We start from the raw sequence: 25,226 nt of genomic DNA on the forward strand, positions 1-25,226 counted from the left end.
GCCGCCCACCCCGGCGCACCGGGCGGGCCACAATAAAGACATGTCGTCACAAGACCCGCGGCGCGCCCGCTCACAGAGCAAGCTGCTCGAAGCAGCATCGTCACTGCTGCTGTCCGGCGGCGCGGCGGCGGTGACAGTCGACGCGGTGACCCGACTGTCGGGGGTCGCCCGGACCACCCTGTACCGCAACTTCCCGTCGACGGACTCGTTGATCGCGGCGACCTTCCGACGGCTGCTCCCCACCCCGACGCGTCCCCCGACCGGTCTACCGATCCGCGAGCAACTCCTGGAGTTGGCCACGTCGATAACGCAACTCGTCCAGGACGCGCCACTCCAGCAGTCGATGTTGGGGTGGCTGGCGATGGGCCGGGACACCGGTGACGACGACGAGGTGGGCCGGCTCCGCCGGAGCGTGGCCGAGTCGTACACCGAACCCCTGCACGCCGTCCTCTCCGCTGGCGAGGACTCCGGGATCCTCATCCCCGGCGACCGCGATCTGGCCGTGGCGCAGCTCGCCGGCCCCGTGGTCCTGGCCCGCATGATCGGGCTGCGCCCCTTCACCACGCAGGACGTGGAGCGGTTGGTCGACGACTTCCTGCGCGGGCGCCGGACCGAGGACGCCGTGTGACCGGGCCTGGCACCAATGGTCCGGGCCCCGGTCGGGGCGGCTGCGGTGGTGACGTCTGCGGTGGTGACGGCAGTGTGGGGGCGATCGTTCTCACCGGCGGTCGCGCGAGCCGGCTCGGCGGAATCGACAAGGGCTCCGTGGCGGTGGCGGGACGACCGATGGTGGAGGCGGTGCTCGGCGCCGCCCGGGCCGTGGCGGGCCCCGTCCGCACCGTGGGCCCCGGTGGTGACACCCGCGAGGACCCGCCCTTCTCGGGGCCGGTGGCGGGGATCGCCGCGGGACTGCGGACGCTACCGGAGTCGGTGGACCTCGTCGTCGTCGTCGCCTGTGACCTCCCCGACCTCGACGCCGCCACCCTCCGCGACCTCCTCGACGCGCTGCGGCCCCACCCCGCCTCCCACCGCCCGGGAGCCGCACTCGCGGTGGATGCCGCCGGCCGCGACCAGTATCTGTTGGCCGCGTGGGACCGCCGCGCCCTCACCTCGCGTGTGACCGCCCTGGAGCGCTCCGGCGGCGTGGGCGGGCGAGCCGTCCGGGCCCTCTACGACGGCGAGGATGTCGTCCGCGTCCCCGTCGGAAGCGCCGCACGGGACGTGGACACCTGGGCCGACGTGGCCGGGCGCGGACCCATCGGCCTCCCCCACGTGGGTGCCGTCCTGCGCTCGGCGCTCACACCGTCGCCGGCGGACGGGCGCCCGCCCCTGGCAGCCGTCGGTGGGGTACTCACGTCAGCACTGATCGCCGTGGATCCGATGCCGCGCGAGCCGGTCTCGGCAATGGACGGCTACGCGCTGGCCGGGCGGGGCCCCTGGCGGTTGACCGGGACGTCCCGTCGCGCCGGGGACGACTCGCCCGCGTCACTGGTACCCGGCAGCGCGGCGCCGATCGCGACCGGCGCGCTCGCCCCCGCCGGCTGCGATCGCGTGCTGCGGCACGAGCTCGTCACGGTGACCCGGGCCGCGGCCGGCCCCGACGTGGTCACCGCATCGCCGGACGCCGCCGGTGTGAACGATCTGCGCCCGGTCGGCGAGGACTGGCCGGTCGGGCACCAGCTGGCTGCTGCGGGCACGGTACTCGACGCGGCGCTGGCGTCCGCGGCCCTCTCGGCAGGGGTGACCGAAATCCCGGTCCGGGGGCCGATCCGTGCGTCGCTCATCACGACCGGCGACGAGGTCCTGCCCGCCGAGGCGCCCTCGCCGCTGCCGCCGGGCCGGATCCGCGACACGGTCGGCCCGGTGCTCGGCGCGGTGCTGACGCGGGCCGGGTTCGGGTCGGTCGGCCCGCCCGGGCACTGCCCGGACACCGCGGACGCGGTCGGCGCCCTCCTCAAGGACGGTCCCGGCGACGTGCTGGTCTTGGTGGGCGCCACCGGCGGCGGCGTCGCCGATCTCCTCCGCCCGGCCCTGGCGCGGGCGGGCGCGCGGGTCGTCCTCGACGGGGTCCGCGTCCGTCCGGGGGGATCGCAGCTCGTCGCCGTGCTGGCCGACGGGCGCGTCCTCCTGGGCCTGCCGGGGAACCCGCTGGCGGCGGTGTCCGCGGCGGCGACGACGGGCCGGGCGCTGGTCGACGCCCTCACCGGTCGCCAGCGCACCCCGACGGTCGCGCACCTGAACGGGCTCGACGACCTGGCCGCCCCGGGTCGAACACGGATCTTGCCAGCCCGTCCGGACGGTGCAGGCGGCTGGACCATCACTCCACGCCTCCGTACCGCCCACCTGGCTGATCTCGCGGGTGCGCCCGTCCTGGCGCTCGTCCCCGACACCGCCCCCGCGGACGGGGCGGTGGACGAGCCGGTGGAACTCATCGAGTGGATCTGAGCTCCCCAATGGATTCCCCGCGGCGGTAGCCGCATACGGGCTGGTCGGGGCGACGATCGTTCGCTGCCCCATCCGAACGGATCAGAGAAACAGCAAATGTCCAGCTCAGAACGTATTTAAGATCACCGCGCACAAATGCGCTCAGGTAGTTCGGAATATGGCACGCTCGGCGTTGTGCAGTTGTCCCGGTCCTCCGATCTCGCGATCCGCGCTCTCATGCGCCTCGCCGTCGCCGATGAGCGCGGCGACCGCATGACCGCCGCGGCGATCGCCGAGTCGGTGAACGCCTCGACCTCCCACGTGGCCAAGATCGTCTCCCGACTCGTCGAACTCGGCCTCGCCGAGTCCCGGCGCGGTCGGGGCGGCGGACTCGTCATTACCGAGGCGGGCCGCAACGAGTCCGTCGGACGACTGCTGCGCGAGCTGGAGGGCCCGGGTGAGGTCGTCCAGTGCGAGGGCCCGACGCCCTGCCCGTTGGCCGGCAACTGCGGCCTCCGACGTGCCCTGGTCGACGCCCGCGACGCGTTCTTCACCGCCCTCGACCCGCTCACGGTCACCGCGATCGTTCGCGCGCCCACCCGGCAGGTCACCCTCGACCTGGGTCCCGCCCCACGGTTGGCACCCTCCCCGAATCACGATTCCAGCCCACTCCCGGGCGTCGGCCCGGGACCCTGACCACCCGGTCGGCGCCGGTCCACCGTGCGCCGACCAGCCCACTCCCCCATCCCAGTCCGGCCCGAACGGTGCCCGGGCTACCCCGTCGCGCCTCGGGACGCCTCTGCCTGGTCCCGGCGCCGCTGTAGAAGGAGATCACCATGACCACGTCGCTCACCACACTGGAGTCGATCCTCGCGCACCCGCGCGAGCTCTCCGAGGAGCACGCTGCCGTCATCCGCGCGACGCTGCCGGTCATCGGCGCCCACATCGACGAGATCACACCGGTCTTCTACCGCACCATGTTCGCCGACAACCCCGAGCTCCTGCGCGACACCTTCAACCGAGGCAACCAGCACCTGGGTGCACAGCAACGCGCGCTCGCCGCATCGATCGCCACCTTCGCGACGCTGCTGGTGGACGGCCGCAGCCCGGTCGACATGCTCTCCCGCATCGGTCACAAGCACGCGAGCCTCGGCATCACCCCGGACCAGTACCAGGTGGTCCACGACTACCTGTTCGGTGCGATCGTCGAGGTGCTGGGCGATGCGATCACCCCGGAGGTCGCTGCAGCATGGGACGAGGTCTACTGGATCATGGCCGCCGTCCTGGTGGACTTCGAGTCCGCGCTCTACGCCGAGGCCCGGGTAGAGCCGGGTGACGTTTTCCGCACCGCCACCGTGATCGCCCGCGAGGACGTCACGGACTCGGTCACCGTGTTCACCCTCGGCGGGCCCGATGGCGAGCCGCTGCCCGACTTCCGCCCAGGCCAGTACACGTCCGTCGGAGTGGTCCTTCCCGACGGTGCGCGCCAGCTGCGCCAGTACTCGCTGTCCACGGCACCGGGGGACGGCACGTGGCGTATCGGCGTCCGCCGTGTCGAGGAGGGCGTCCAGGGTGAGGTCAGCTGTCCCGCTGGAGAGGTCTCCGGCTGGTTGCACGCCCACGCCCGGGTCGGCACGACCATCCAGGTCACCCTCCCGTTCGGCGACCTCGTCCTGGACGCTGCCGGGATTGGCAGCGACCACTCCGCCGCACCCGTAGTCCTCTGCTCTGCCGGCATCGGCATCACCCCGATGCTCGGAATGCTCGCCCATCTGTCGGCGACGGAGGACAGCCGCCGGGTGCTCGTCCTGCATGCCGACCGCTCCCCGGCCGACCACGTCCTGGCGGAGGAGGTCGCGGGCGAGTCCTCACTGCTCGCCGACGCCGACGTGCACACCTGGTACGAGCAGGGCGCGGAGACCGTGTCCGGCCCGGGCGCGGTGCACCCGGGATACATGGACCTGTCCACGGTCGAGCTCCCCGAGGGCGCGCACGTCTTCCTCTGCGGCTCCACCGGCTTCCTCCAGTCGCTCCGCCCCCAGTTCATCGAGGCCGGCGTGCCCGCCGACCGCCTCCACGCGGAACTGTTCGCGCCAAACGACTGGCTGGTGTAGTCCCGACGGCGTGGGCCCGGACGTCTTCCGGGCCCACGCCGACCGGCCAAAGGCTCACTCTGAAGTGTATTTGCGCGATAACAAACAGTCGGTGTGTCGGCGATCTCGCAGACGGGCGCCGTCTTGTGGCACAGACTCGGGAGTCGGGCGACCTTCTCCCGAGCGAGCCCGATGAAGCGAGAAGCCGACGCGAAAGGACCCATGGTGTCCTCAGCCCAAGATTCCCTGACAGGTGCCGCCGAATCACCTGTCGGCCCCGACCCGAAGCAGGCCAATCTCGCACTCGCCCTCTGCTTCTCGGGTTTCCTCCTGACCTTCTGGGCATGGGCCCTGATGGGACCGCTCGGCGCGACGTACAAGGACCAGCTCGGGCTGACGTCGTTCCAGCAGTCTCTGGTGGTGGCGCTACCTGTGGTCGTCGGCTCGCTCGGTCGGATCCCCGTGGGTGCGCTCACCGACCGGCTGGGCGGCCGCACGATGTTCCCCCTCATCGCGGCACTGACGATCGTCCCCACCCTGTTCGTCGGATTCGTCGACCACAGCTACGCCGCGTTGCTCATCGGCGGCTTCTTCCTGGGGATCGGCGGCACCTCCTTCGCCGTCGGCGTCCCCACCGTTAACTCGTGGTTCCCCCCTCATCGTCGCGGCACCGCGATCGGCATCTTCGGTGCCGGCATGGGCGGCACCGCCATCGCGGCCTTCACCACCCTCCGGCTCCGCGGCGCATTCGGGGACCAGGCACCGTTCATTCTGGTCGCGATCCTGCTCGCGGTGTACGCGGTCGTCGCCCGGGCGCTACTGCAGAACTCACCGGCATGGACGCCCGCCCAGGGCAACTGGGTGGTCAAGGCGGCGGGAACCCTCGCCCGGCCGGTCACCCTCAAACTGGCCTGGCTGTACACGATGGGCTTCGGCGGGTTCGTGGCGTTTTCCGTCTACCTGCCCACGTATCTCCACAACTTCTACGAGCTGGACACGGAGGACGCGGCCCTGCGGACCGCCGTGTTCGTGGTGATCGCGGTGGCCTGCAGACCACTGGGCGGTGCGCTGGCCGACAAGTTCCCCGGCGCCTGGGTTCTCATCGCCAGCTTCACCGTCACCGGGCTGATGGCGGCCGCGGCCACCGAGCGGATGCCTCTGCTGGGAACCGAGGAGGGGACGTTCTACCCGGTCGGTACCGCGGTCTTCCTCTTCATGGCCGCCTCGCTCGGCGTCGCCTCGGGCGCGGTCTTCGCACTGGTCGCGGAACTGGTCGATCCCTCGGCAGTGGGCTCTGTCACCGGGATTGTCGGCGCCGTCGGCGGCCTGGGCGGCTTCGTCCCACCCCTGCTGCTCGGCTACTTCTGGACCGCCCACGGAAACTACCGGATCGGTCTGCTCCTGCTCTTCGTCCTCTCGATCATGACCGCCGTACTCACCTGGCTGTGGTTCCTCCGCACAGCCCGGGCACAGTCTGTCGACCCCGAAAGGAACCCGGCATGACCAGCACCGACTCTTCCCGCCAGGCGCATCCCCTCACCGGCCGCGGCGAGGCTGGACTCGACGGTCCCGCTTCGGACGCTCTGCTCAAGGCGGGTCGCTTCTTCCGCCGGGGCCAGGCCTCCGATGACCTGCGTACCGTCACCCACGCCGGCGGGCGCGAGTCTGACGTGTTCTACCGGGACCGCTGGTCGCACGACAAGGTGGTGCGCTCCACCCACGGCGTCAACTGCACGGGGTCGTGCTCGTGGAAGGTGTACGTCAAGGAAGGGATCATCACCTGGGAGGCACAGCAGACCGACTACCCGGATATCGGTGACGATCTCCCCGGGTACGAACCGAGAGGGTGCCCTCGCGGCGCCGCATTCTCCTGGTACACCTACTCGCCGACCCGGGTGCGGTACCCCTACGTCCGCGGTCGTCTCATGGAGCTGTGGCGGGCCGCCCGCGCCGAGCACTCCGACCCGGTGGACGCCTGGGCGTCGATCGTCGAGAACCCGGACAAGACCGCCTACTACAAGAGGGTCCGGGGCAAGGGCGGGCTGGTCCGCTGCCGGTGGGACGACGCGATGGAAATCGCGGCCGCGGCGCACGTGTACACCGCCAAGACCGTCGGGCCCGACCGTGTCGCCGGGTTCTCCCCGATCCCGGCGATGTCGATGGCCTCGTTCGGTGCCGGTTCCCGCTTCGTGGAGTTGTTCGGTGGCTCCATGCTGTCGTTCTACGACTGGTACGCGGACCTGCCCGTCGCGTCCCCGCAGGTGTTCGGCGACCAGACCGATGTGCCTGAGTCGGCCGACTGGTTCAACTCCTCGTACCTGATCATGTGGGGCTCCAACGTCCCCGTCACCCGCACTCCGGACGCTCACTTCATGACGGAGGCCCGGTACAAGGGCCAGAAGGTCGTGGTGGTCTCCCCCGACTACGCGGACAACACCAAGTTCGCCGACGAGTGGCTGCACCCGCACCCGGGTACCGACGGCGCACTCGCCATGTCGATGGTTCACGTGGTCCTCACCGAGTTCTACGCACGGAAGGCCACGCCGGAGTTCGAGCGCTATGCCAAGCAGTACACGGACCTGCCGTTCCTGGTGACGCTGCGCACCCGCGACGACGGCTCGGTCCTGCCCCACAAGTTCGTGACGGCCGACATGCTCGGCGCGGGGGTCCTCGACTCCGATCCGGGCGAGAACGCCGCCAACAAGACCGTACTCATCGACGCCGCGACCGGCCGACTGGTCGTGCCGAACGGAACCCTGGGTCACCGCTACGGCGAGCAGGGGGTGGGGGACTGGAACCTGGATCTGGGGGAGGTCGACCCGGCCCTGACCATGCTCGACACCCGTGAAGGCACCGCGGAGGTCGTCCTGCCGCGCTTCGACACCGTGCGCGGTGAGGCCGACACCGTCCTCCGCGGCGTTCCCTACCGGACGGTGAAGGGTGACGACGGCGAGGACCTGCGCGTGACCACCGTGTTGGACCTGATGATGGCGCAGTTCGGCGTGCATCGCGACGGCCTGCCCGGCACGTGGCCGACCGGGTATGACGACCTCGAGCCGTACACGCCGGCGTGGCAGGAACAGCACACCGGCGTACCGGCGGTGCAGGCGGAGCGGATCGGTCGCGAGTTCGCCCGCAATGCCCTGGAGTCCGGCGGGCGTTCGATGATCCTCATGGGGGCCGGCACCAACCACTGGTTCCACTCCGACCTCATCTACCGCGCGTTCCTCGCGTTGACCATCCTCACCGGGACGCAGGGCGTCAACGGCGGCGGGTGGGCACACTACGTGGGGCAGGAGAAGGTCCGGCCACTCACCGGTTTCCAGCAGGTGGCCATGGGCCTGGACTGGTCCCGGCCGCCTCGACAGATGATCTCGACGGCATTCTTCTACCTCCACACCGGACAGTGGAAGTACGACGCCTACGGTGCAGATGTCCTCGCCTCCCCCACCGGCGAGAACCGCTTTGCCGGCATGAGCACCCCCGACCTGGTGGCGATGTCGGCGCGGCTGGGCTGGATGCCGTCCTTCCCGACTTTCACCGAGAACCCGCTCCATCTCGGGGCCGAGGCCGCCGAGGCAGGGGTGTCGCCCGCTGAGCACGTGGTGGGTCGCATCAAGGACGGCTCGCTACGGTTCGCGGCCGAGGACCCGGACGGGCCGGGCAACGCCCCCAAGATCCTCACGGTGTGGCGGTCCAATCTGCTGGGATCGTCTGCCAAGGGCGACGAGTACTTCCTCCAGCACCTGCTGGGCACCGATTCATCGCTTCGAGCCGACCAGGCACCCGAAGGTCACCGCGGACGCGACATGGTGTGGCGTGAGGACGCCGAGGACGGAAAACTCGATCTGCTCACCACGCTCGACTTCCGCATGACCTCCACGACACTGTTCTCCGACCTCGTGTTCCCTGCGGCCACCTGGTACGAGAAGCACGACCTCAACACCACCGACATGCACCCCTTCGTGCATTCGTTCACGCCCGCGATCGACCCGCCGTGGGAGACCAAGACGGACTTCGAGACGTTCCGCCTGCTCGCCGAGAAGGTCTCCGAGTTCAGCCACGGGCACCTCGATACCCGCACCGACGTCGTCGCGGTCCCGCTCACCCACGACACCCCGGACGCCCTCGCCAACCCGGGCGGCACCGTCTCGGACTGGAAGGACGGGGCGTGCGAGCCGGTGCCGGGGCAGAACTTCCCCAAGATCGTCGCGGTGGAGCGCGACTATCGTCTGCTCGCCGAGAAGTTCGGTTCTCTCGGCCCGCTCGCCGAGAAGGCGGGGATGCCGGTGAAGGGGATCACCCTCCGACCGGATGAGGAGATCGGGGTCCTGCTCAAGGCCAACGGCGAGACCCGGAAGGGCGTGGGCAAGGGACGCCCGCGGCTCGACACGGACATCCGGATGTGCGAGGCGATCCTCACCCTGTCCGGGACGACAAACGGTCGGCTGGCCACCCAGGGTTTCGAGCAGCTCGAGGTCCGCACCGGGCAGGAGCTGGCGGACCTGTCCCGCGGCGAGTCCGGCAAACGCATCACCTTCGCCGACACCCAGTCCCGGCCGCAGGCTGTCATCACCTCGCCCGAGTGGTCGGGTTCGGAACACGGTGGCCGCAGATACAGCGCGTTCGTCATCAACGTCGAACGCCTCAAGCCGTGGCACACGCTCACCGGTCGCATGCAGTTCTTCATGGACCACGACTGGATGGCGGAGATGGGCGAACAGCTGCCCGTGTACCGGCCCCCGCTGAACATGCACGAGCTCTATGGGGAGCCCGTGCTCGGCAGTGACGACGGCAGCGGGGGCGGCGGCGCCGCGCTGACGGTCCGCTACCTCACCCCCCACAACAAGTGGTCGATCCACTCGGAGTACCAGGACAACCTGCTCATGCTCAGCCTCTCGCGAGGGGGGCCGACCATTTGGATGAGCAAGGAGGACGCCGAGCTGGTCGGGGTGGTCGACAACGACTGGATCGAGGCCGTGAACCGCAACGGCGTCATCGTCGCCCGCGCGGTCGTCTCGCACCGGATGCCGTCCGGCACGGTCTACATGCACCATGCGCAAGACCGCACGATCGATGTGCCGATCTCGGAGACCTCCGGCAAGCGCGGCGGCATCCACAACTCCGCCACCCGGATCCTCATCAAGCCGAGCCACCTGATCGGTGGGTACGCGCACTTCAACTACGCGTGGAACTACATCGGCCCCACCGGAAACCAACGCGACGAGGTGACGGTCATCCGCCGTCGCTCGCAGGAGGTGAAGTACTGATGCGCGTCATGGCCCAGATGTCCATGGTGATGAACCTGGACAAGTGCATCGGATGCCACACGTGTTCGGTGACCTGTAAGCAGGCCTGGACCAACCGGTCCGGCACCGAATACATGTGGTGGAACAACGTCGAGACGAGGCCGGGCCTGGGCTACCCACGCACGTACGAGGACCAGGAACGGTGGAAGGGCGGCTGGGAACTCGGGAAGAATGGCCGGCTCAGGCTCAAGGCCGGCGGCCGCATGAAGAAGCTGCTGCAGATCTTCTCCAGCCCCACCATGCCGTCTATCGACGACTACTACGAGCCGTGGACGTATGACTACGACGTGCTCGTGTCCTCCCCACTTCAGGAGCACACCCCGGTCGCCCGGCCCTACTCCCTGATCAGCGGCAAGCCCATGAAGATCACGTGGTCCGCCAACTGGGACGACGACCTCGGCGGTTCGCCCACCCACATGAAGGACGATCCGATCCTCGGCAAGATCAGCGAGGAGATCAAGACCGAGTTCGAAGAGACCTTCATGTTCTACCTGCCGCGAATCTGCGAGCACTGCCTCAACCCGTCGTGTGTGTCCTCCTGCCCGTCTGGAGCGATGTACAAGCGGGTAGAGGACGGCATCGTGCTGGTGGACCAGGATAAGTGCCGCGGTTGGCGCCAGTGCGTGACCGGCTGTCCGTACAAGAAGGTGTACTTCAACCACCGCACGGGCAAAGCCGAAAAATGTACGTTCTGTTTCCCGCGCATCGAGGTGGGAATACCCACCGTGTGCTCGGAGACCTGCGTGGGGCGGCTCCGGTACATCGGGCTGATCCTCTACGACGCGGACAAGGTGCTCGAGGCCGCGTCGGTGCCCGACGAGCACGACCTGCTCGCCGCACAGCGCGAGAGTTTTCTCGACCCGAACGACCCCGAGGTCATCGCGGCCGCCCGGGAAGCCGGGATTCCGGATGACTGGATCGAGGGCGCGCAGCGCTCGCCGATCTGGCAGCTCATCTCCCGGTTCGAGGTGGCCCTGCCGCTGCATCCGGAGTACCGCACCATGCCGATGGTCTGGTACATCCCGCCGCTGTCCCCCATCGTCGACCGCGTCGCCGCCGACGGCGGTGACGGTGAGGACGCCGACACCCTGTTCGGGGCGATCGACACCATGCGCATCCCGATGGAGTACCTGGCGGAGTTGTTCACCGCCGGCGACGTGGACACCATTCAGGTGGTGCTCAACCGTCTGGCCGCGATGCGCACCTACATGCGCGACATCAACCTCGGTCGGGAGCCCCGCAGCGAGATCTGCGACGCCGTGGGGATGAGCGAAGAAGACGTGTACGACATGTACCGCCTCCTCGCCCTGGCCCATTACGACGAGCGGTACGTCATCCCCACCGCCCACCAGGAGCAAGCTCACTCTCTTGAGGAACTGGTCACCGAGTGCAGTCTCGACTACGACGGCGGCCCCGGGATGATGGGCGAGTCCGGGCCGTTCGGTGAAGGTTCCGGCGACCAGGCACTGCCGATCGCGGTTGAGAGCTTCCACGCTCTCAAGCAACGGCAGACCTCCGACACGATCGCCTCCCCCGGCGACAAGAAGCGGCGTGTCAACCTCCTCAACTGGGATGGCGTCGGCACCGGTGGCCTGTTCCCGCGGAACGAGGGCTGAGCCGTGGCACCACAGTTCCTCGCCGGCACCGGCTTCGGCAGCGACCTGTTCGAACGGGTGCGACGGGCCGTCACTCCCGGGTCGGGGCCCCACGTCGGCCGCGGGGCCCCCGGTGACCAGGTGCTCTACCAGGCCGTCTCATTGCTGCTCGACTACCCGACCGCCGAGCTCCTCGAGCGGCTTCCACTCATCCGCGAGCTGGCCGTCGACCGGGGCGAGGTCGCCCGCCCGCTGCTGGGACTGATCGAGCACCTCGAATCGACACCGCTGGGTGAGGCACAGGAGGAGTACGTCGAGACCTTCGACCTGCGTCGCCGCTGCTGTCTCTACCTGACGTACTACCGCTACGGCGACACCCGCAAGCGCGGGACGGCCCTGGTCGACTTCGTCGAGACATACAAGTCGGTCGGCGCCGTGCTCGACGCCGCAGAGTTGCCCGACCACCTGGGCGTCCTGCTGGAGTTCGGCGCCCAGCACGACCTCGCACGCTGCCGGGCACTTCTCGTGCAGCACCGTCCGGGGCTGGAATTGCTCCGGATCGCCCTGACCGACCGTGGTTCCGCCTGGGCGTTCGCACTTGAGACGGTCTCGGCGACACTCCCTCCGATCGGTGGCGACGATCACGACGCCGTCCGTCGACTCATCGCTCAGGGGCCGCCCGACGAAGAGGTCGGCCTCGAAGCATTCACCTCCTCGTCCTACCTGGAAAGCGGGGCCCGACCATGACCGACGTAGCGATCCCGGACGTCCTCCTGTGGGTGGTCCTGCCCTATGTCGCCCTGGCGATCTTCATCGTGGGTCACTGGTGGCGGTACCGCTACGACAAGTTCGGCTGGACCACCAGATCCAGTCAGCTGTACGAGTCGCGGCTCCTGCGCTGGGGCAGCCCGCTGTTCCATTTCGGCATCCTGTTCGTGGTGGGCGGCCACATCATCGGTCTGGTCATCCCCAAATCGTGGACCGAGGCGGTGGGCATCACCAATGAGATGTACCACTGGCTCGCGGTGAGCATCGGGGCGGTCGCAGGGGTCTGCACCGTCGTCGGCCTGGCCATCCTCATCTACCGCCGACGCACGGTCGGCCCGGTGTTCTCGGCGACCACCAACAACGACAAGGTGATGTACGTCTTCCTCACCGCCACGATCTTCCTGGGCATGGCCAACACGGTCGTCGGCAATATCCTCAGCCACTACGACTACCGGGACGAACTCGCGGTGTGGTTCCGAGGGATCTTCTGGTTCCAGCCCGACCCCGCGCTGATGATGAACGCGCCGTGGACGTTCAAGGCGCACGCCATCGTCGCCTTCCTGCTGTTCGCCATCTGGCCGTTCACCCGCCTGGTCCACGTGTTCTCGGCGCCCGTCGGGTACCTGTGGCGGCCGTACGTGGTGTACCGCTCGCGGCCGTCCACCCAGTTCGGTAACCGCCGTTACCGGCGTGGCTGGATGCGTGAGGACGTCGGCGACGCGAGTCGCCAGATCGGACAGCCGCATGCCGGGTCGGCCCGGCCACGCTGAACCGACGCGGCCCTGATTTCACCCGGTGACTCCTCTCCGCAGCCTCCCGACGCCGGCGCGCCTGTCCCCGGGTTACTTCGCGATGGTCATGGCGACGGGGATCGTCGCCGTGGGGACCGGACAGCGGGGCTGGCAGACGCTGTCCGTCTTCCTGCTCGTCCTCGCGGCGATCGAGTACGTGGTCCTCGTGGTCCTCACGCTGTGGCGGCTGACCGCCTACCGGGCGGAAGTCGTGGCCGATCTCCACGACTCCCGCACGGCGTTCCTCTTCTTCACGTTCGTGGCGGGAACCAACGTCCTCGCTGTGGGACTCGCCGCCCACGATCTGTTCGCCGTGTCCGCGACGCTCCTGTGCGTCGCGGCGCTGGCGTGGCTCGTCCTCGGCTACACGGTTCCCTGGGTCGCGGTGCTGTCCCGTGACCAACGGCCCGTCATCGCGGAGGCTAACGGCACCTGGTTCATCTGGGTAGTCGCGAGTCAGTCGGTGGCGGTCGCGGCGGCGACTCTGGAACTCCATTTCGAGTCCGCCCGTGACGCGCTCGCCATCGGGGCCGTGGCCTCGTGGTCCGTCGGCATCGTCCTCTACGTGGCGAGTGCGGTGTTCGTCTCGCTCCGGCTCATGCTCTACCCAATTGATCCGAAGGAGCTCGATCCCCCGTACTGGGTCTCCATGGGAGCGGTCGCGATCACGGTGGTCGCCGGCGCCCGGATCGTCGAGATGTCCAGTGCCCCGATGGTCGACGCCGTCCGTGGCCTCGTCGCCGGCCTGGTAGTGGTGTTCTGGTGCTTCGCCACGTGGCTCATCCCTGTCCTCGTCGCTGTGGGCGTGTGGCGCCACTGGGTCAAGGGGGTGCCCTTCCGCTTCGAACCGACCTGGTGGTCGATCGTCTTCCCCCTCGGCATGTACGCCGTCGCGGGCATGTACCTCGGTCGCGCCGACAACCTGCCCATCGTCGCCTCGATCGGTGAGGCATGGATGTGGGTGGCCGTCGCATCCTGGGTCATCGCCCTGGCCGGGATGATCCGCTCCCGGCTCGCGCGGCCGTCCGCGTCCGCCCCATCCCGATGACAGGAGAAGACCATGTGTCAGTACTGCGGTTGTCACGAGACCACGCCCACGACCGCGTAGCGCACCCGCCGGGCCACTAGTAGACGTCGATGTAGCCGGTCGCGCCCTTCTCGGCGTCAGCAAACGAGTGGTCGACAAAGGTGTAGCGTCCGGGCTCGGCGAAGGTCATCTCGACGAAACCGCCCTGTGCCGGCGCGAGGTCCAGTGTCTGCGCCCCGCCGTCGCGCCCGCCGAAGGCGTCGCGGCCGCCCTTCAGTAGGTAACCACCCTCCTTGTACACGGTGTGGAACTGCGAACCCACCACGTGGAAGCTCGTCCCGTCACTGGGCCCGGCCACCACTGCCCAGATGCGTACGGTCTCGCCCACCCGGGCGGTCAGCGGGTCCCGCCGGTACTGGGTCGCGTGCCCGTTGAACATCACCAGGTCCGGTCGGCCCGCGGCGATCTTGTCCATGTCGAACGGTTCATCCTGGGCCCCGAGGTAGGCCTCCGACTGGACGAGGACGTACTCCCGGTCCACCCCGGGCAGGTCTGGCGGATCCACGATGAGCGCACCGAACATCCCCGCGGCGACGTGGCCGCTGATGGGCGCGGTCGCGCAGTGGTAGAGCCAAGCGCCCGCCCGGGTCACAGTGAACCGGTATTCCAGCTCCTCACCCGGCGGAATAGTCCGCATGACCTCATCTGGACGGACGTCGCCGGCATGGAAATCGATCGAGTGCCCGATGGTGCCGTTATTGCGGAAGGTCACGATGAACGAGTCCCCGACCCTGCCCCGGAGGGTGGGCGCCGGAAGCCCGCCGTTATAGGTCCACACGGGCCGCACCACACCGGGCGCGAGCTCGGCGGTGGTCTCCTCGGCCGTGAGGGTGATCCGATGTTCGCGGGTCGCCGATGCGGGCGCAAGCACGGGGTCTCGGGTCACGACGTGGTCGGACGGCGGGGCCAAGACATCGATCGCGTCGGTGGGGGCGACTGCGGGACCGCTGCCGGTGCCCCCGTGGTCGCCGTGCCCCGTGGCGGGGTCGCCGCCCTCCGCCCGGACCTGGAATGTCATCCCCATCGCCTTGTGTCCGGCGATCGTGCACCAGCCCTCCATCGAACTGCCGACCACTCCCACGTCCACGGTCGCCGAACCGCCCGGCTCGATCCGGCCGGAACCGACCCCGTTGACCAGGTACAGGTCGTGGACCGTGGTGTCGTCGTCGTTCCTCAGTTCGATCACCAGTCGATCGCCCGCGGGGACGGACACGGTGTCCGGCACGAACCTCATCCCCACCGCCGCCACCTCGACGGTCGTCGTGTTGCCGGTGGGTGACACGGCGACGGACTCGCCGGTGCGACGCAGCGGCGACGCCGGGTCGACGGCCAGGGCGATACCGGTCGAGAGCACGACCACCAGCACAGCGGCCAGCGCTCCCACCAGGTTGCGCTGGCGGCCGGGCGCGATCTCGGGACGCGGCGTGTCCGCGGTGACCCGGGCCGGCCGCTCCCCCGCCGCCCGTGCCGCCGCGGTCTCGCGGATCACCTGTAACTGGGCACGAACCGCACGGATCATCACCGGCAGGAACAGCGCGAACCCGAGGAACGCCACCGACGAGCCCACGACCCGGGTCCAGCTGGTGCCTCCGGGCACGAGGAAGACGACGAGACCGGCGTTGACCAGTACCAACCGGAACACGGCCAGGCGGTTCATCTCCACCATCCCCGCCCGCACGGCCGCCGGCCCACCCCGCATCACGGTGGGCATGAGGAAGCTCATCGCCCCGAAGAGGATCTGGGCGGCCGCCCCCGCGAGCAGTGGTACCGTCACCGCCCCCAGGTCGTCGACGCGCCCGGCCGCCACCAGCCACGCGGCCCACCCCACCGCGACAGGTAGCCACAGCAGGCCGCAGCCGATGCTCATCGACGCAAACTCCCGCGGTGGCGCGGACCTGGACACGCGCCCCAGGTACAGCAGGTGCCACAGCACGGCCAGCAGATACACGACCAGGGACGCCGCGGTCACCGGCCACGCGCCGAAGAGCGACGACACCGCCGCCGCGACGACCGCCGCCGTCAGCACCGCCAGGGACCGGGCCGCGGCCGTGTCCTGCCCCTCGGGCATACGGCCTCGCGACACGGTCGCCCAGAAGGTGACCAGCGTAGTGAGGACGGTGATGCCGACAAAGCCCAGCACGTTGACCGCGAGGTGGAACGCGCGCAGCCGGAGCGCCCACTCCTCGGGGACCCCGACGCCCATGAAAGCCCCGGCCACCGCGCCGAATGGCAAGAACGCCGCCGCGAAGGCGTAGTAGACGAGGATCGGCCGGAAGCGGGTAGGCGCCGCCGCCCGGAGTTGGCGGACCATGTCCACGACGTACCAGGTGACCGCGCCGCCCACGACCGTCGCGCCGGCGACCACGAGAGCAGGCACCGCGGCGATCATGCCCCCGACCAGGACCACGATCCCGGCGTTGAGCACCATGATCCTGCGCACCTGCAGTGCGCGCGACTGCTCCGCGGGACGCCGGTGCAGCAGGGTCTCGGTGAAGTGCTGCCCCCACACGAGGATCGAGTTGGTGAGCAGGCCTAGCGTGAAGACGTGGATGATCGTCCACGTGGACGCGGGCACCCACCGGTGGACGACACCCAACACCACCAGGGCGATCATCCACAGCTGCACCGGCCGGGTGGCCCGGCGGTGCCACGACCCCTTCTTCCGGGGCGGGGTCCGGGTCGCAGCAGTGTCCACACCGCGGAGTCTAGGGCGTCGCGATCCCGCCGGCCGAGTGCTGGCCGACTACTGAGGTAATGGGGCCAGGCCGGCGTTCTCGAGCGCGCGGCGGCCGCGGTCGGAGGTCACCAACTCGACGAAGTCGCGTGCGGCGGCGCGCTCGGTCTCGGCGTCCGGGCCGTTCTCGCCGCCGGGGATCCTGGCGACTGTGTATCTCGTCATGCCGGCTGCCTGCGCCAGTTCCCTGTCGTGCTGGTCGACCTCCGCCTGGGACACCCACCCGTGGGACGCTGCGATATCGGTGCGGTAGACGATGCCCACGTCCAGTTCGTCGTTCGCCAGGCGTGCTGCGACGGCGCGCGATCCCTCGTGACGATCGACCTGCACCGGGGACACATCTGCGGCGGTCAGCAGCGACTCCGCCGCGCGACCGCAGGGTACATCCAACCGACACAGCCCCACCCGGAGGTCGGGCCGTTCCAGATCACGCAACCCCTTGACCTGGCGGGGATTTCCGGAGGGGACCGCGACCACGACGTGATTCCGGGCGAACACCCTCGGTTCGGCCGCAACGCTCGCATCGACGAGCCGCTGCATGGATTCCTCGTCTGCGGAGGCGTAGACATTGATGTCGCTGCGTGTAGGCAGCCCCTCCGCTATGGAGGCGGAACGGACCAGCTCCAGACTCACGCGGACCCCGGGGTGGTCTTCCTCGAAGAGTTGGATCATCTCGGTCAACGCCCCGGAGAGGGACGGTGCGGCGGCGACCCCGATGGTGGTGACGGGAGTATCCGGCTCCGGGGCCGCGCACGCGATGAGACCCGAACACGCCAGAACCGTAGCCACCACGCTGACAGCACGGCTTCGGCTCACAGATCAGCCCCCGGCGAACGGAGGGAGGATGTCCACCGTGGCGATACCGTCGATCGAGGCGTTGGGGTCACGGGTCGTCTCCTCACCCACGAGGAACGATGACACGGTGACGATGCTGGCGAGCGGTTCGCCGTGCCGCTCGCATACCTCCCGCGCCAGCTCCCCGACGGTTGCGGCGTCGGTGTGCAGCCGCTCGCGGGCGGTGCCCGCGGCGTCCTCGGCCGCCGCGTAGTACCCCACGGTGATCACTCTCGGTGCCTTGCTCACGGCGTCAACTCTATCGTTCGACACTGACACGTCACCCACCAATGGCGCCCATCGACCGCCGCGGCCGGTGGAAGGCTGTGCCACCTATTCCATGTCCTGCCTGCTTGCCCCACATTGCACCGCGCCAGACCTCGGCGATCTCGTGGTCCGGAGCGCCCGCCCTCAGCACCCCGAGGACGTCCGTCTCGTCGTCGCTGAACAGGCACGACCGCACGGTGCCCTCGGCGGTGAGGCGGGTGCGGTCACAGGCTGCGCAGAAGTTGCGGGTGACGGTGGCGATCACCCCGACTGTGGCGACGAGACCGCCTACCGTGTGGCCGGCGACCCGCCACAGCTCGGCCGGTGCGGACGGATCGTCGCGCCCGGCCGGGACGAGGTCGAATCGTGTGCCCAGAGAGTCCAGGACCTCCTGGGCGGTGACCATCTCTGCCCGCGACCAGGTGTTGTCGGCATCGAGCGGCATCTCCTCGATGAACCGCAGCTGCACTCCCTCGGCGAGGGCCCATTCCAGTAGGTCGGGCGCGCCGTGCAGGGTCGCCCGCAGTGGCACGGCGTTGACCTTCACGGGGTCCAGCCCAGCCTCGACCGCGGCCCGTACCCCGCGCAGGACCGACGGGAGACGGTCCCGGCGCGTCAGTTCGGCGAACTCGACCCGGTTGACCGTGTCCAGGGAGATGTTGATTCGGTCCAGTCCGGCCTCGACGAGCGCGCCAACCCGGTGCTCGAGACCCACGCCGTTGGAGGTCATGGCGATTGGCAGGTCGGGGCACTCCGCCCGGCTTCCGGCGATGATCTGCTCGAGATCGGCCCGCATGAGGGGTTCACCGCCGGTAAAGCGGACCTCGTGCACTCCGAGTTCGCGGTGTGCCAGCGTGACCAGTCGGACCACCTCGTCGCTGGTCATGCGTGCGGCGTCGGGGATCGGGGGCAGACCCTCCTCGGGCATGCAGTACGTGCATCTCAGCGAGCACTTCTCGGTCAGGGAGACGCGCAGGTCGCGGGCGATGCGGCCGAACGAGTCGAGGAGCAGCGGCGTCGCGGGACGCGCGGAGGGGCTGCGGGTGTCCGGGACGGTCACGGCGCGCACCTCCCTTCGGCGGTCGGATTCCCCGAGTGTAGGTGCCGCGCGCCCGGCCCGCTCACCTGTCCGGCGTCTGCCCGTCCAGCGCCCCGACATCCGGGGTGGGCCCGAGCAGTGTCATCTCGTGGACCTCGTCGCGCTCGGCCTGATCTCGTAGCTGCGGCGCGACCGCACGACCGAGGTGGTGGCCCAGGACTACGACGAGGGTGCCCAGGGCGATGCCGCCCAGCTGAAAATCGTCGGTGATGTGCAGGGTCGTGTCGCCGATCGCGATCACCACGCCCGCCGCGACCGGCACCAGGTTGAGCGGGTTGCCGAAGTCGACCCGGTTCTCTTTCCAGATCTTGGCGCCGAGCAGCCCGATCATGCCGTACAGCACCACGGTGATCCCGCCGAGTACGCCACCCGGGGTCGCGGAGATCACGGCCCCGAGCTTGGGCGAACACCCCAGCACGATCGCGGTCAGCGCGGCCACCACGTAGGCGGCCGTCGAGTACACCCTGGTCGCGGCCATCACGCCGATGTTCTCGGCGTACGTCGTCGTCGCCGACCCCCCGAACGAGGTCGCCAGGATCGTCCCCGCCCCGTCGGCGGCGAGGGCGCGGCCCATGAGTCCGTCAGTGTCGGTGCGTGTGATCTCGCCGATCGCCTTGACGTGCCCGGCGTTCTCGGCGATGAGCGCGATGACGCCCGGCACCACCAGCAGCACGAACGCCAGGGAGAAGTCGGGCGCGTGGATGCCCACCACACCGGCCGCCTCGTCGGTCATGGGCGGCAGCCCGATCCACGGCGCCTCGCCCACTCCCGACCAGTCCACCCGAAGGTGCTCGGTGATCTCGCCGGCGGTGGCGCTGAAGGCGGTGATGGGGCCGGCGACCAGGTCCAGCACCCACGACAGGACGTAGCCGAAGACCAGCGCGAGGAAGATCGCGATACGCCCCGCGAAGCCCTTGAGTCCCACGGTCATGAGGACGAGCACGATCATCACGGTGAGCGCGACCCACTGGTCCTGCGGCCAGTAGGTCTCGGCCACGACGGGTGCGAGGTTGAAGCCGAGCAGCATGACGACCGCGCCGGTGACGACCGGTGGGAGGATCGCTGTGACCACCCGGCCGCCGACGGCGTGCACGATCAGACCCACCACCAGGAGCGCGGCGCCGGCCACCAGCATCGCACCGGTGACCTCGGCGCTCGTGCCGCCCTGCGCACGGATCGCTGCCACCGCACCGACGAAGGCCACCGAGGTGCCGAGGTAGCTGGGAATCTGCCCCTTGACCACCGCGAGGAACAGCAGGGTGCACACACCCGAGAACAGGATCGCGAGCTGCGGGTTGAGCCCCATGATGAGGGGGAAGACGAACGTCGCGCCGAACATCGACACCACGTGCTGCGCGCCGATCCCGATGGTCCGCGGCCAGCTCAGTCGCTCCATGGGGCCGACCACCTCGCCGGGACTGATGTTCTTGCCGTCGCCGTGTACCGACCACAGCGCTACCGACCCCCGCTCCCTACGTGCCACCGTCTCCCCTAGTGTTCTGCCGCCTGCGCCCCGCGCGCGGACCGTTAGGGACAGTACAACGCGGCTAACGTGGAGCCATGAGTTCCCTGCCCGCCCGGTCGTCCCGCCCGTCCCCCGCCGAGTACCGCGAGCTCGTTAGCGCGCACCTGGCGACCGTGCTCGAACGGGCAGCTCGGAGTACGCACCTGCCGCTGTCGGCGTGCGCGGATTCGGTGCTGGCGTCGCAGCTGCGGGCGACGGTCGACCTGCCGTTGTTCGTCAACTCGCAGATGGACGGCTATGCGGTGCGGTCCGCTGACGTCGCGGGGGCCGGGCCGGACTCGCCGGTGCGACTGCGAGTGGTGGGGGCGGTGCACGCCGGGCAGGGGCCGGGCCCCGTTGTCGACGACGACGAGGCCTGCAAAGTGATGACCGGAGCGCCCGTCCCCGAGGGCGCGGATTGTGTGGTGCCGGTCGAGGACACGATGGAGAGCGAGGCCGAGCCCTCCGTGGTGGTACTCGCACCTCGGTCGCCGGGTGAATTCATCCGGCGACCGGGCGACGATGTCCGGGCCGGGGACGTGGTAATCGACGCCGGGGTGCGGCTGGAGGCGCGGCACCTGGCGGCGGCGGCGTCACTGGGCGAGTCGGGGCTCGATGTGCGACCGCGGCCGCGGGTCGGGGTGGTGGCCACCGGGTCGGAACTGGTCGCGCCGGGGCGGCCGCTGGGTCCGGGGCAGATCTGGGAGTCCAACTCGATCACGCTGGCGGCCGCGCTCAAGGCCTCCGGCTGCGAGGTCACCAAGAGGATCATCTGCGGCGATGACCGCACTCAGTTCACCGCGGCTCTGGACGCCGCTTCCGGGGATGCGGATCTCGTGGTGACCGCGGGCGCCGTCTCGATGGGTGACGCGGAAGTAGTGCGTCAGGTGCTCGCCGATCGCGTGGGTGCCCGCTTCGCACCGATCGCCATGCAACCCGGGGGCCCGCAGGGGCTCTCGACGTGGCGCGACACCCCCGTCGTGTGCCTGCCGGGCAACCCGGTGAGTGCACTGGTGTCGTTCGTGGTGCTCCTTCGGCCAGTGATCCTCGAGGCAGTGGGCCGCGAGCCGATCCGCCCTGTCCGCGTCCGCCTGTCCCGCGACATCTCCTCCCCCGCCGGCCGGGTGCAGTATCTCCGCGCGGCGCTGACCCCGGCCGCCTCTGCAGGCGCAGCCCTGCCCACGGCGGACCCCGTCTCGGGCCCCGGCTCTCATCTCGTGGCGTCGATGGCCCGCGCGGACGTGCTCGTGGAGATCCCGGCAGAGGTGACCTTCCTGCCCGCTGGCGCCGAGGTCGATGCGTTGACGTTGTAGGCGGGTCGCACGGCCGCTCTGGTAATGACACGGTCGAGTACCTAGATTGACACTGTGGGCCGAGATCGCGGGATCGGGCTGGACCACGCGGCACCGGAGAGCCGATTGACTCTGGAGCACGCGGCGAGCCTGCCTGGGCCAGAGGTGTTGGACGCGCTCGGGGTGTCGGACTCGGGGTGGGACGACGAGCACGCCGCTGCTCGTCTGGCGGTGGACGGGCCCAATGCTCTGCCCGGACACCGCGCCACCGGGTGGAGTGTTCTCCTGCGGCAATTCGCCAATCCCGTGCTCCTGTTGTTGCTCATCGCTGCGGGCCTGTCTTTCGCTACCGGGGATCGGGTCAATGCGCTGATCATCGTGTCGATCATGGCTGCCAGTACCGGCCTGGGGTTCGTCAACGAGTACCGGGCGGAGCGCACTGCGCAGGATCTGCACCAGCAGGTCAGCCACAGTGTGGTGGTCGTTCGGGGTGGGCGGGATCGTGTCGTGGACGTCAAGAACCTGGTGGTCGGCGATCTCGTGCGGGTGGGGCTGGGCTCCATCGTCCCGGCGGATCTGCGGGTGCTGGACTGCCACGAACTGGAAGCCGACGAGTCGGTTCTGACCGGAGAGGCGGTTCCGGTATCCAAGTCGCCGCTGCCCGTGGGGCCGGGAGCGGCGCTGGCAGAGTTGAACTCGTGCCTGCTGATGGGCACGGTGGTACGCCACGGGGACGCCACTGCCGTGGTGGTCGCCACCGGCACAGACGCCCAGTTCGGGAGGATCGCCCAGGGGCTGGGGGAACGCGCACCACGCACCGGCTTTCAGGTGGGTTTGACGCGTTTTTCCATGATGCTGCTCTGGATCGGCCTGGCATTGATGACGGGGATCCTGGTGATCAACCTGCTCCTGCGGCGCCCGTTCCTCGAGGCCCTGTTGTTCTCGCTGGCGATCGCGGTGGGCATCACCCCGCAGCTACTGCCGGCCGTGGTGAGCACCTCCCTGGCCGCCGGTTCGCGAATTCTGGCGAAGGAAAAGGTGCTGGTCAAACGCTTGATGAGCATCGAAGACCTGGGCAACATGGACGTGCTCGTCACCGACAAGACGGGCACGCTCACAGAGGGGCAGATCACCTTCCTCGAGGCGGTGCCCGCCGGGGAGGACCAGATGACCACCGCCCGCTGGGGTCTGCTGAGCTGCGAGGCCGATCCCGCCGCCGATGGCGCGGGGGCGGGGCAGAACGCCCTCGACGCCGCGCTATGGAAGGCCGCGGGGCCCGGGGCCCGGGACCCGGTGGATGTCACCGGATACCGGCGGGTGAACTTTCGTCCCTTCGACCACGATTCACTGACCTCATCGGTGCTCGTGGACGCCCCGGACGGGCATCGCCGAGAACTCCTCAAAGGAGCTCCCGAAGTAGTGCTATCCCTGTGCCCGGAGAGTGACGACGAAGATCGAGTCGCCGTGGACTCCCTCTTTCGGCAGGGGCTGCGGGTGGTCGCTGTGGCCGCGCGTCGGGCCGACAACGAACTCGAGTTGGAATCGGCACCTCCCGCCCGGTTCCGGTTGGCCGGCTATCTGTGTTTCCTGGACCGCCCCAAGACCGACGCCGCCGAATCCTTGCGTGCCCTTGCCGAGTTGGGCATCGCGGTGAAGGTCACTACCGGAGACAATGCGGTGGTGGCGATCAAGGTCTGCCGGGACCTGGGACTCACAGACCCCACCGGCGGCGTCACGGCCCTGACCGGGCACCAAGTCGAGGCCCTGGACGACAAAGCCCTCGCCGCCGCGGCCACCACCACGATCGTCTTCGCGCGGGTCTCCCCCGAGCAGAAGGCACGGATCATCCGTGTGCTGCGCGCCCAGCACTCCGTCGGTTACCTCGGCGACGGGGTTAACGACGCCCTGGCCCTGCATCAGGCCGACGTCGGGATCTCGGTGGACACCGGCACCGATGTGGCAAAAGATGCTGCCGACGTGATCCTGCTCGAGAAGGACCTCGGCACCCTGGCCCGAGGGGTGATTGGCGGTCGGCGGATCTTCGCCAACACCATCAAGTACGTCCTGATGGGTACCTCGTCCAACTTCGGCAATATGTTCTCCGCCGCCGCAGCCAGTGCCTTCCTGTCCTTCCTGCCGATGTTGCCCCAGCAGATCCTGCTCAATAACGTCCTGTACGACTCCTCCCAGCTGGCCATTCCCACCGACCGGGTCGACGCGGCTCAGTTGCGAAAGCCCTCCCACTGGGACTTGGCGCAGATCCGCCGGTTCATGCTCGTCTTCGGTCCGGTCTCCTCGCTGTTCGATTTCGCTACTTTCGCCCTTCTACTGGGGGTCCTGCACGCTGGTCCGGCGGAGTTCCGCACGGGCTGGTTTGTGGAGTCGTTGGCGACCCAGACTCTCATCGTGTTCGCGATCCGCACCCGACAGGTTCCATTCCTTCGCAGCCGGCCATCGTGGGCGCTGACCGGTGCCGTGCTGGTGGTCGTGGCCGTCGGCGTAGCTCTGCCGCTCACCCCCCTCGGAGTCCTACTCGGGTTCGTCGCGCTGCCGGCACCGTTCTACCTCGCTCTGGCAGTCATGACCGTGACCTACCTGGTTCTGATCGAGACCGTCAAGTATTACTTCTTCCGGGCCGAGGACGAGCGCCCCACCGGCCTCCCGCATCGCCGCCGCTTCCATCCGCACCCCGCCACCAGGGTGCACCGCCGGGCGACCGGTTTCGCCGCCCACCGGGGCGCCCCCGCCCGGGTCTCCTACCGCAACCGATAGGCCGGAATCAGGCGCATTCAGCGTTGGCACAGCACCCGCCACCTACTGTTCCCCTCACGGGCAGCCAAGCCTGCGGCGCGGCCGATCAGAGTTCCGCGTCTCACAGGAGACGAAAGGCTCTCCCATGCTGGAATTCGCAGGTCTACCTGCCCACATCCTGTTGCTGCACTCGGTCATCGTCCTGGCACCGATTGCCGGACTCGGTGGCATTCTCTACGCCCTCCGCCCTACCTGGCGCCGAGTCCTGCAGTGGCCGGTGACGATATTGGCGGTGCTTGTCGCAGGGCTCACCATCCTGACCGCCAACGCTGGGGAAGCCCTGGAACACGCCTTGCCGGGCAGCCGCCTGATCCGCGAACATGCCGAGCAGGGTCAGCTACTGGAGATCGCCGCCGAGATCTTCGCAGCCGTCGTGATCGTGCTGTTCGTCCTCACCTGGCCGCGGATGGCCTCAGTGGTGCCGTTCCTTGACAAGGTGGGGGCACACCGGTGGTTAGTGCTCACCGTGCGGATATTCGCCGTGCTGGCCGGGGTGTTCCTGATCTACCAAACCGTTGTCACCGGGCACACCGGCGCGCAGGCCACCTGGTCGGACTGGCGTACAGGCTGATCCATCGTCGCCAGTGGGCGATCACATTCCAACCGGTCATCGAGTCA

At 69.2% G+C, this 25,226-nt stretch carries 18 protein-coding genes; 13 read left to right on the top strand and 5 right to left on the bottom strand.

Translation table 11 applies throughout. From position 1 onward, the window contains the following. The first annotated feature begins 40 nt into the window (after window positions 1-40). The 10 genes from FQ137_RS01910 (at window position 41) to FQ137_RS01955 (ending at window position 14,028) form a co-directional block, all read left to right on the top strand. Window positions 41-628, top strand: a complete 588-nt coding sequence (locus FQ137_RS01910) for a TetR/AcrR family transcriptional regulator (protein WP_149290889.1) — start codon at window positions 41-43, stop codon at window positions 626-628. Further along, window positions 625-2,445 (top strand): NTP transferase domain-containing protein, encoded by a 1,821-nt coding sequence (locus FQ137_RS01915; RefSeq protein WP_255583374.1) that lies wholly within the window; start codon window positions 625-627, stop codon window positions 2,443-2,445. The genes FQ137_RS01910 and FQ137_RS01915 overlap by 4 nt, the downstream gene beginning before the upstream one ends. A 174-nt stretch (window positions 2,446-2,619) precedes the next feature. Beyond that, on the top strand, window positions 2,620-3,120 hold the full coding sequence (locus tag FQ137_RS01920) for an Rrf2 family transcriptional regulator (RefSeq protein ID WP_149290890.1): 501 nt from the start codon (window positions 2,620-2,622) through the stop codon (window positions 3,118-3,120). A 140-nt stretch (window positions 3,121-3,260) separates the two neighbouring features. Continuing rightward, window positions 3,261-4,538: a globin domain-containing protein gene (locus tag FQ137_RS01925; RefSeq protein WP_149290891.1), complete on the top strand. Its 1,278-nt coding sequence runs from the start codon at window positions 3,261-3,263 to the stop codon at window positions 4,536-4,538. 201 nt (window positions 4,539-4,739) lie between these two features. After that, entirely contained in the window at window positions 4,740-6,020 is a 1,281-nt protein-coding gene (locus FQ137_RS01930; RefSeq protein WP_149290892.1) for a nitrate/nitrite transporter, read from the top strand. After that, window positions 6,017-9,787 (top strand): nitrate reductase subunit alpha, encoded by a 3,771-nt coding sequence (locus FQ137_RS01935; RefSeq protein ID WP_149290893.1) that lies wholly within the window; start codon window positions 6,017-6,019, stop codon window positions 9,785-9,787. The genes FQ137_RS01930 and FQ137_RS01935 overlap by 4 nt, the downstream gene beginning before the upstream one ends. Continuing rightward, complete coding sequence (gene narH, locus FQ137_RS01940; RefSeq protein ID WP_149290894.1) at window positions 9,787-11,442, top strand: nitrate reductase subunit beta; 1,656 nt, start codon at window positions 9,787-9,789, stop codon at window positions 11,440-11,442. The genes FQ137_RS01935 and narH overlap by 1 nt, the downstream gene beginning before the upstream one ends. Before the next feature lie 3 nt (window positions 11,443-11,445). After that, a complete protein-coding gene (gene narJ, locus FQ137_RS01945) occupies window positions 11,446-12,168 on the top strand; it encodes a nitrate reductase molybdenum cofactor assembly chaperone (RefSeq protein ID WP_149290895.1) in 723 nt (240 codons plus the stop codon). Beyond that, complete coding sequence (narI, locus tag FQ137_RS01950; protein ID WP_149290896.1) at window positions 12,165-12,959, top strand: respiratory nitrate reductase subunit gamma; 795 nt, start codon at window positions 12,165-12,167, stop codon at window positions 12,957-12,959. Before narJ ends, narI begins: the two co-directional genes overlap by 4 nt. Before the next feature lie 25 nt (window positions 12,960-12,984). Next, window positions 12,985-14,028: a tellurite resistance/C4-dicarboxylate transporter family protein gene (locus FQ137_RS01955; RefSeq protein ID WP_255583380.1), complete on the top strand. Its 1,044-nt coding sequence runs from the start codon at window positions 12,985-12,987 to the stop codon at window positions 14,026-14,028. A 76-nt stretch (window positions 14,029-14,104) separates the two neighbouring features. On the opposite strand, the gene FQ137_RS01960 is transcribed toward FQ137_RS01955, so the two are convergent. The 5 genes from FQ137_RS01960 to FQ137_RS01980 are packed head-to-tail and all read right to left on the bottom strand — an operon-like array spanning window position 14,105 to window position 20,397. Further along, window positions 14,105-16,762 carry a multicopper oxidase domain-containing protein gene (locus FQ137_RS01960; RefSeq protein WP_255583382.1) on the bottom strand — a complete coding sequence of 886 codons (2,658 nt, stop codon included), beginning with the start codon at window positions 16,760-16,762 and terminating at the stop codon, window positions 14,105-14,107. A gap of 48 nt (window positions 16,763-16,810) precedes the next feature. Further along, window positions 16,811-17,617, bottom strand: a complete 807-nt coding sequence (locus tag FQ137_RS01965) for a substrate-binding domain-containing protein (RefSeq protein ID WP_149290897.1) — start codon at window positions 17,615-17,617, stop codon at window positions 16,811-16,813. 3 nt (window positions 17,618-17,620) lie between these two features. Next, the gene (locus tag FQ137_RS01970) at window positions 17,621-17,884 is read right to left on the bottom strand and encodes a MoaD/ThiS family protein (protein WP_255583385.1); all 264 of its coding nucleotides are present in this window, start codon (window positions 17,882-17,884) and stop codon (window positions 17,621-17,623) included. A 31-nt stretch (window positions 17,885-17,915) separates the two neighbouring features. Further along, the gene (gene moaA / locus FQ137_RS01975; protein ID WP_149290898.1) at window positions 17,916-18,971 is read right to left on the bottom strand and encodes a GTP 3',8-cyclase MoaA; all 1,056 of its coding nucleotides are present in this window, start codon (window positions 18,969-18,971) and stop codon (window positions 17,916-17,918) included. A gap of 52 nt (window positions 18,972-19,023) precedes the next feature. Next, window positions 19,024-20,397, bottom strand: coding sequence for a uracil-xanthine permease family protein (locus FQ137_RS01980; RefSeq protein WP_255584095.1), 1,374 nt, complete (start codon window positions 20,395-20,397; stop codon window positions 19,024-19,026). 164 nt (window positions 20,398-20,561) lie between these two features. Here FQ137_RS01980 and glp point away from each other — a divergent pair, with 164 nt between their 5' ends. From glp to FQ137_RS01995, 3 genes are all read left to right on the top strand, one after another. Beyond that, entirely contained in the window at window positions 20,562-21,818 is a 1,257-nt protein-coding gene (gene glp / locus FQ137_RS01985; protein WP_149290899.1) for a gephyrin-like molybdotransferase Glp, read from the top strand. 54 nt (window positions 21,819-21,872) lie between these two features. Continuing rightward, window positions 21,873-24,569, top strand: a complete 2,697-nt coding sequence (gene mgtA, locus FQ137_RS01990) for a magnesium-translocating P-type ATPase (protein WP_255583387.1) — start codon at window positions 21,873-21,875, stop codon at window positions 24,567-24,569. Window positions 24,570-24,693: 124 nt separating this feature from the next. Beyond that, window positions 24,694-25,179 (top strand): DUF2231 domain-containing protein, encoded by a 486-nt coding sequence (locus tag FQ137_RS01995; protein ID WP_149290900.1) that lies wholly within the window; start codon window positions 24,694-24,696, stop codon window positions 25,177-25,179. Window positions 25,180-25,226 lie beyond the last annotated feature (47 nt).

It is taken from the genome of Dietzia sp. ANT_WB102 (assembly GCF_008369165.1).
Classification (GTDB): domain Bacteria; phylum Actinomycetota; class Actinomycetes; order Mycobacteriales; family Mycobacteriaceae; genus Dietzia.

Bases quoted from the DNA above. Each gene is read 5' to 3' on its own strand.
- FQ137_RS01910 (WP_149290889.1), top strand. From the start codon at position 41: ATGTCGTCACAAGACCCGCGGCGCGCCCGCTCACAGAGCAAGCTGCTC.
- FQ137_RS01995 (WP_149290900.1), top strand. From the start codon at position 24,694: ATGCTGGAATTCGCAGGTCTACCTGCCCACATCCTGTTGCTGCACTCG.
- narI (WP_149290896.1), top strand. From the start codon at position 12,165: ATGACCGACGTAGCGATCCCGGACGTCCTCCTGTGGGTGGTCCTGCCC.
- FQ137_RS01980 (WP_255584095.1), bottom strand. From the start codon at position 20,397: ATGGAGCGACTGAGCTGGCCGCGGACCATCGGGATCGGCGCGCAGCAC.
- FQ137_RS01925 (WP_149290891.1), top strand. From the start codon at position 3,261: ATGACCACGTCGCTCACCACACTGGAGTCGATCCTCGCGCACCCGCGC.
- glp (WP_149290899.1), top strand. From the start codon at position 20,562: ATGAGTTCCCTGCCCGCCCGGTCGTCCCGCCCGTCCCCCGCCGAGTAC.
- FQ137_RS01935 (WP_149290893.1), top strand. From the start codon at position 6,017: ATGACCAGCACCGACTCTTCCCGCCAGGCGCATCCCCTCACCGGCCGC.
- FQ137_RS01930 (WP_149290892.1), top strand. From the start codon at position 4,740: ATGGTGTCCTCAGCCCAAGATTCCCTGACAGGTGCCGCCGAATCACCT.
- narH (WP_149290894.1), top strand. From the start codon at position 9,787: ATGCGCGTCATGGCCCAGATGTCCATGGTGATGAACCTGGACAAGTGC.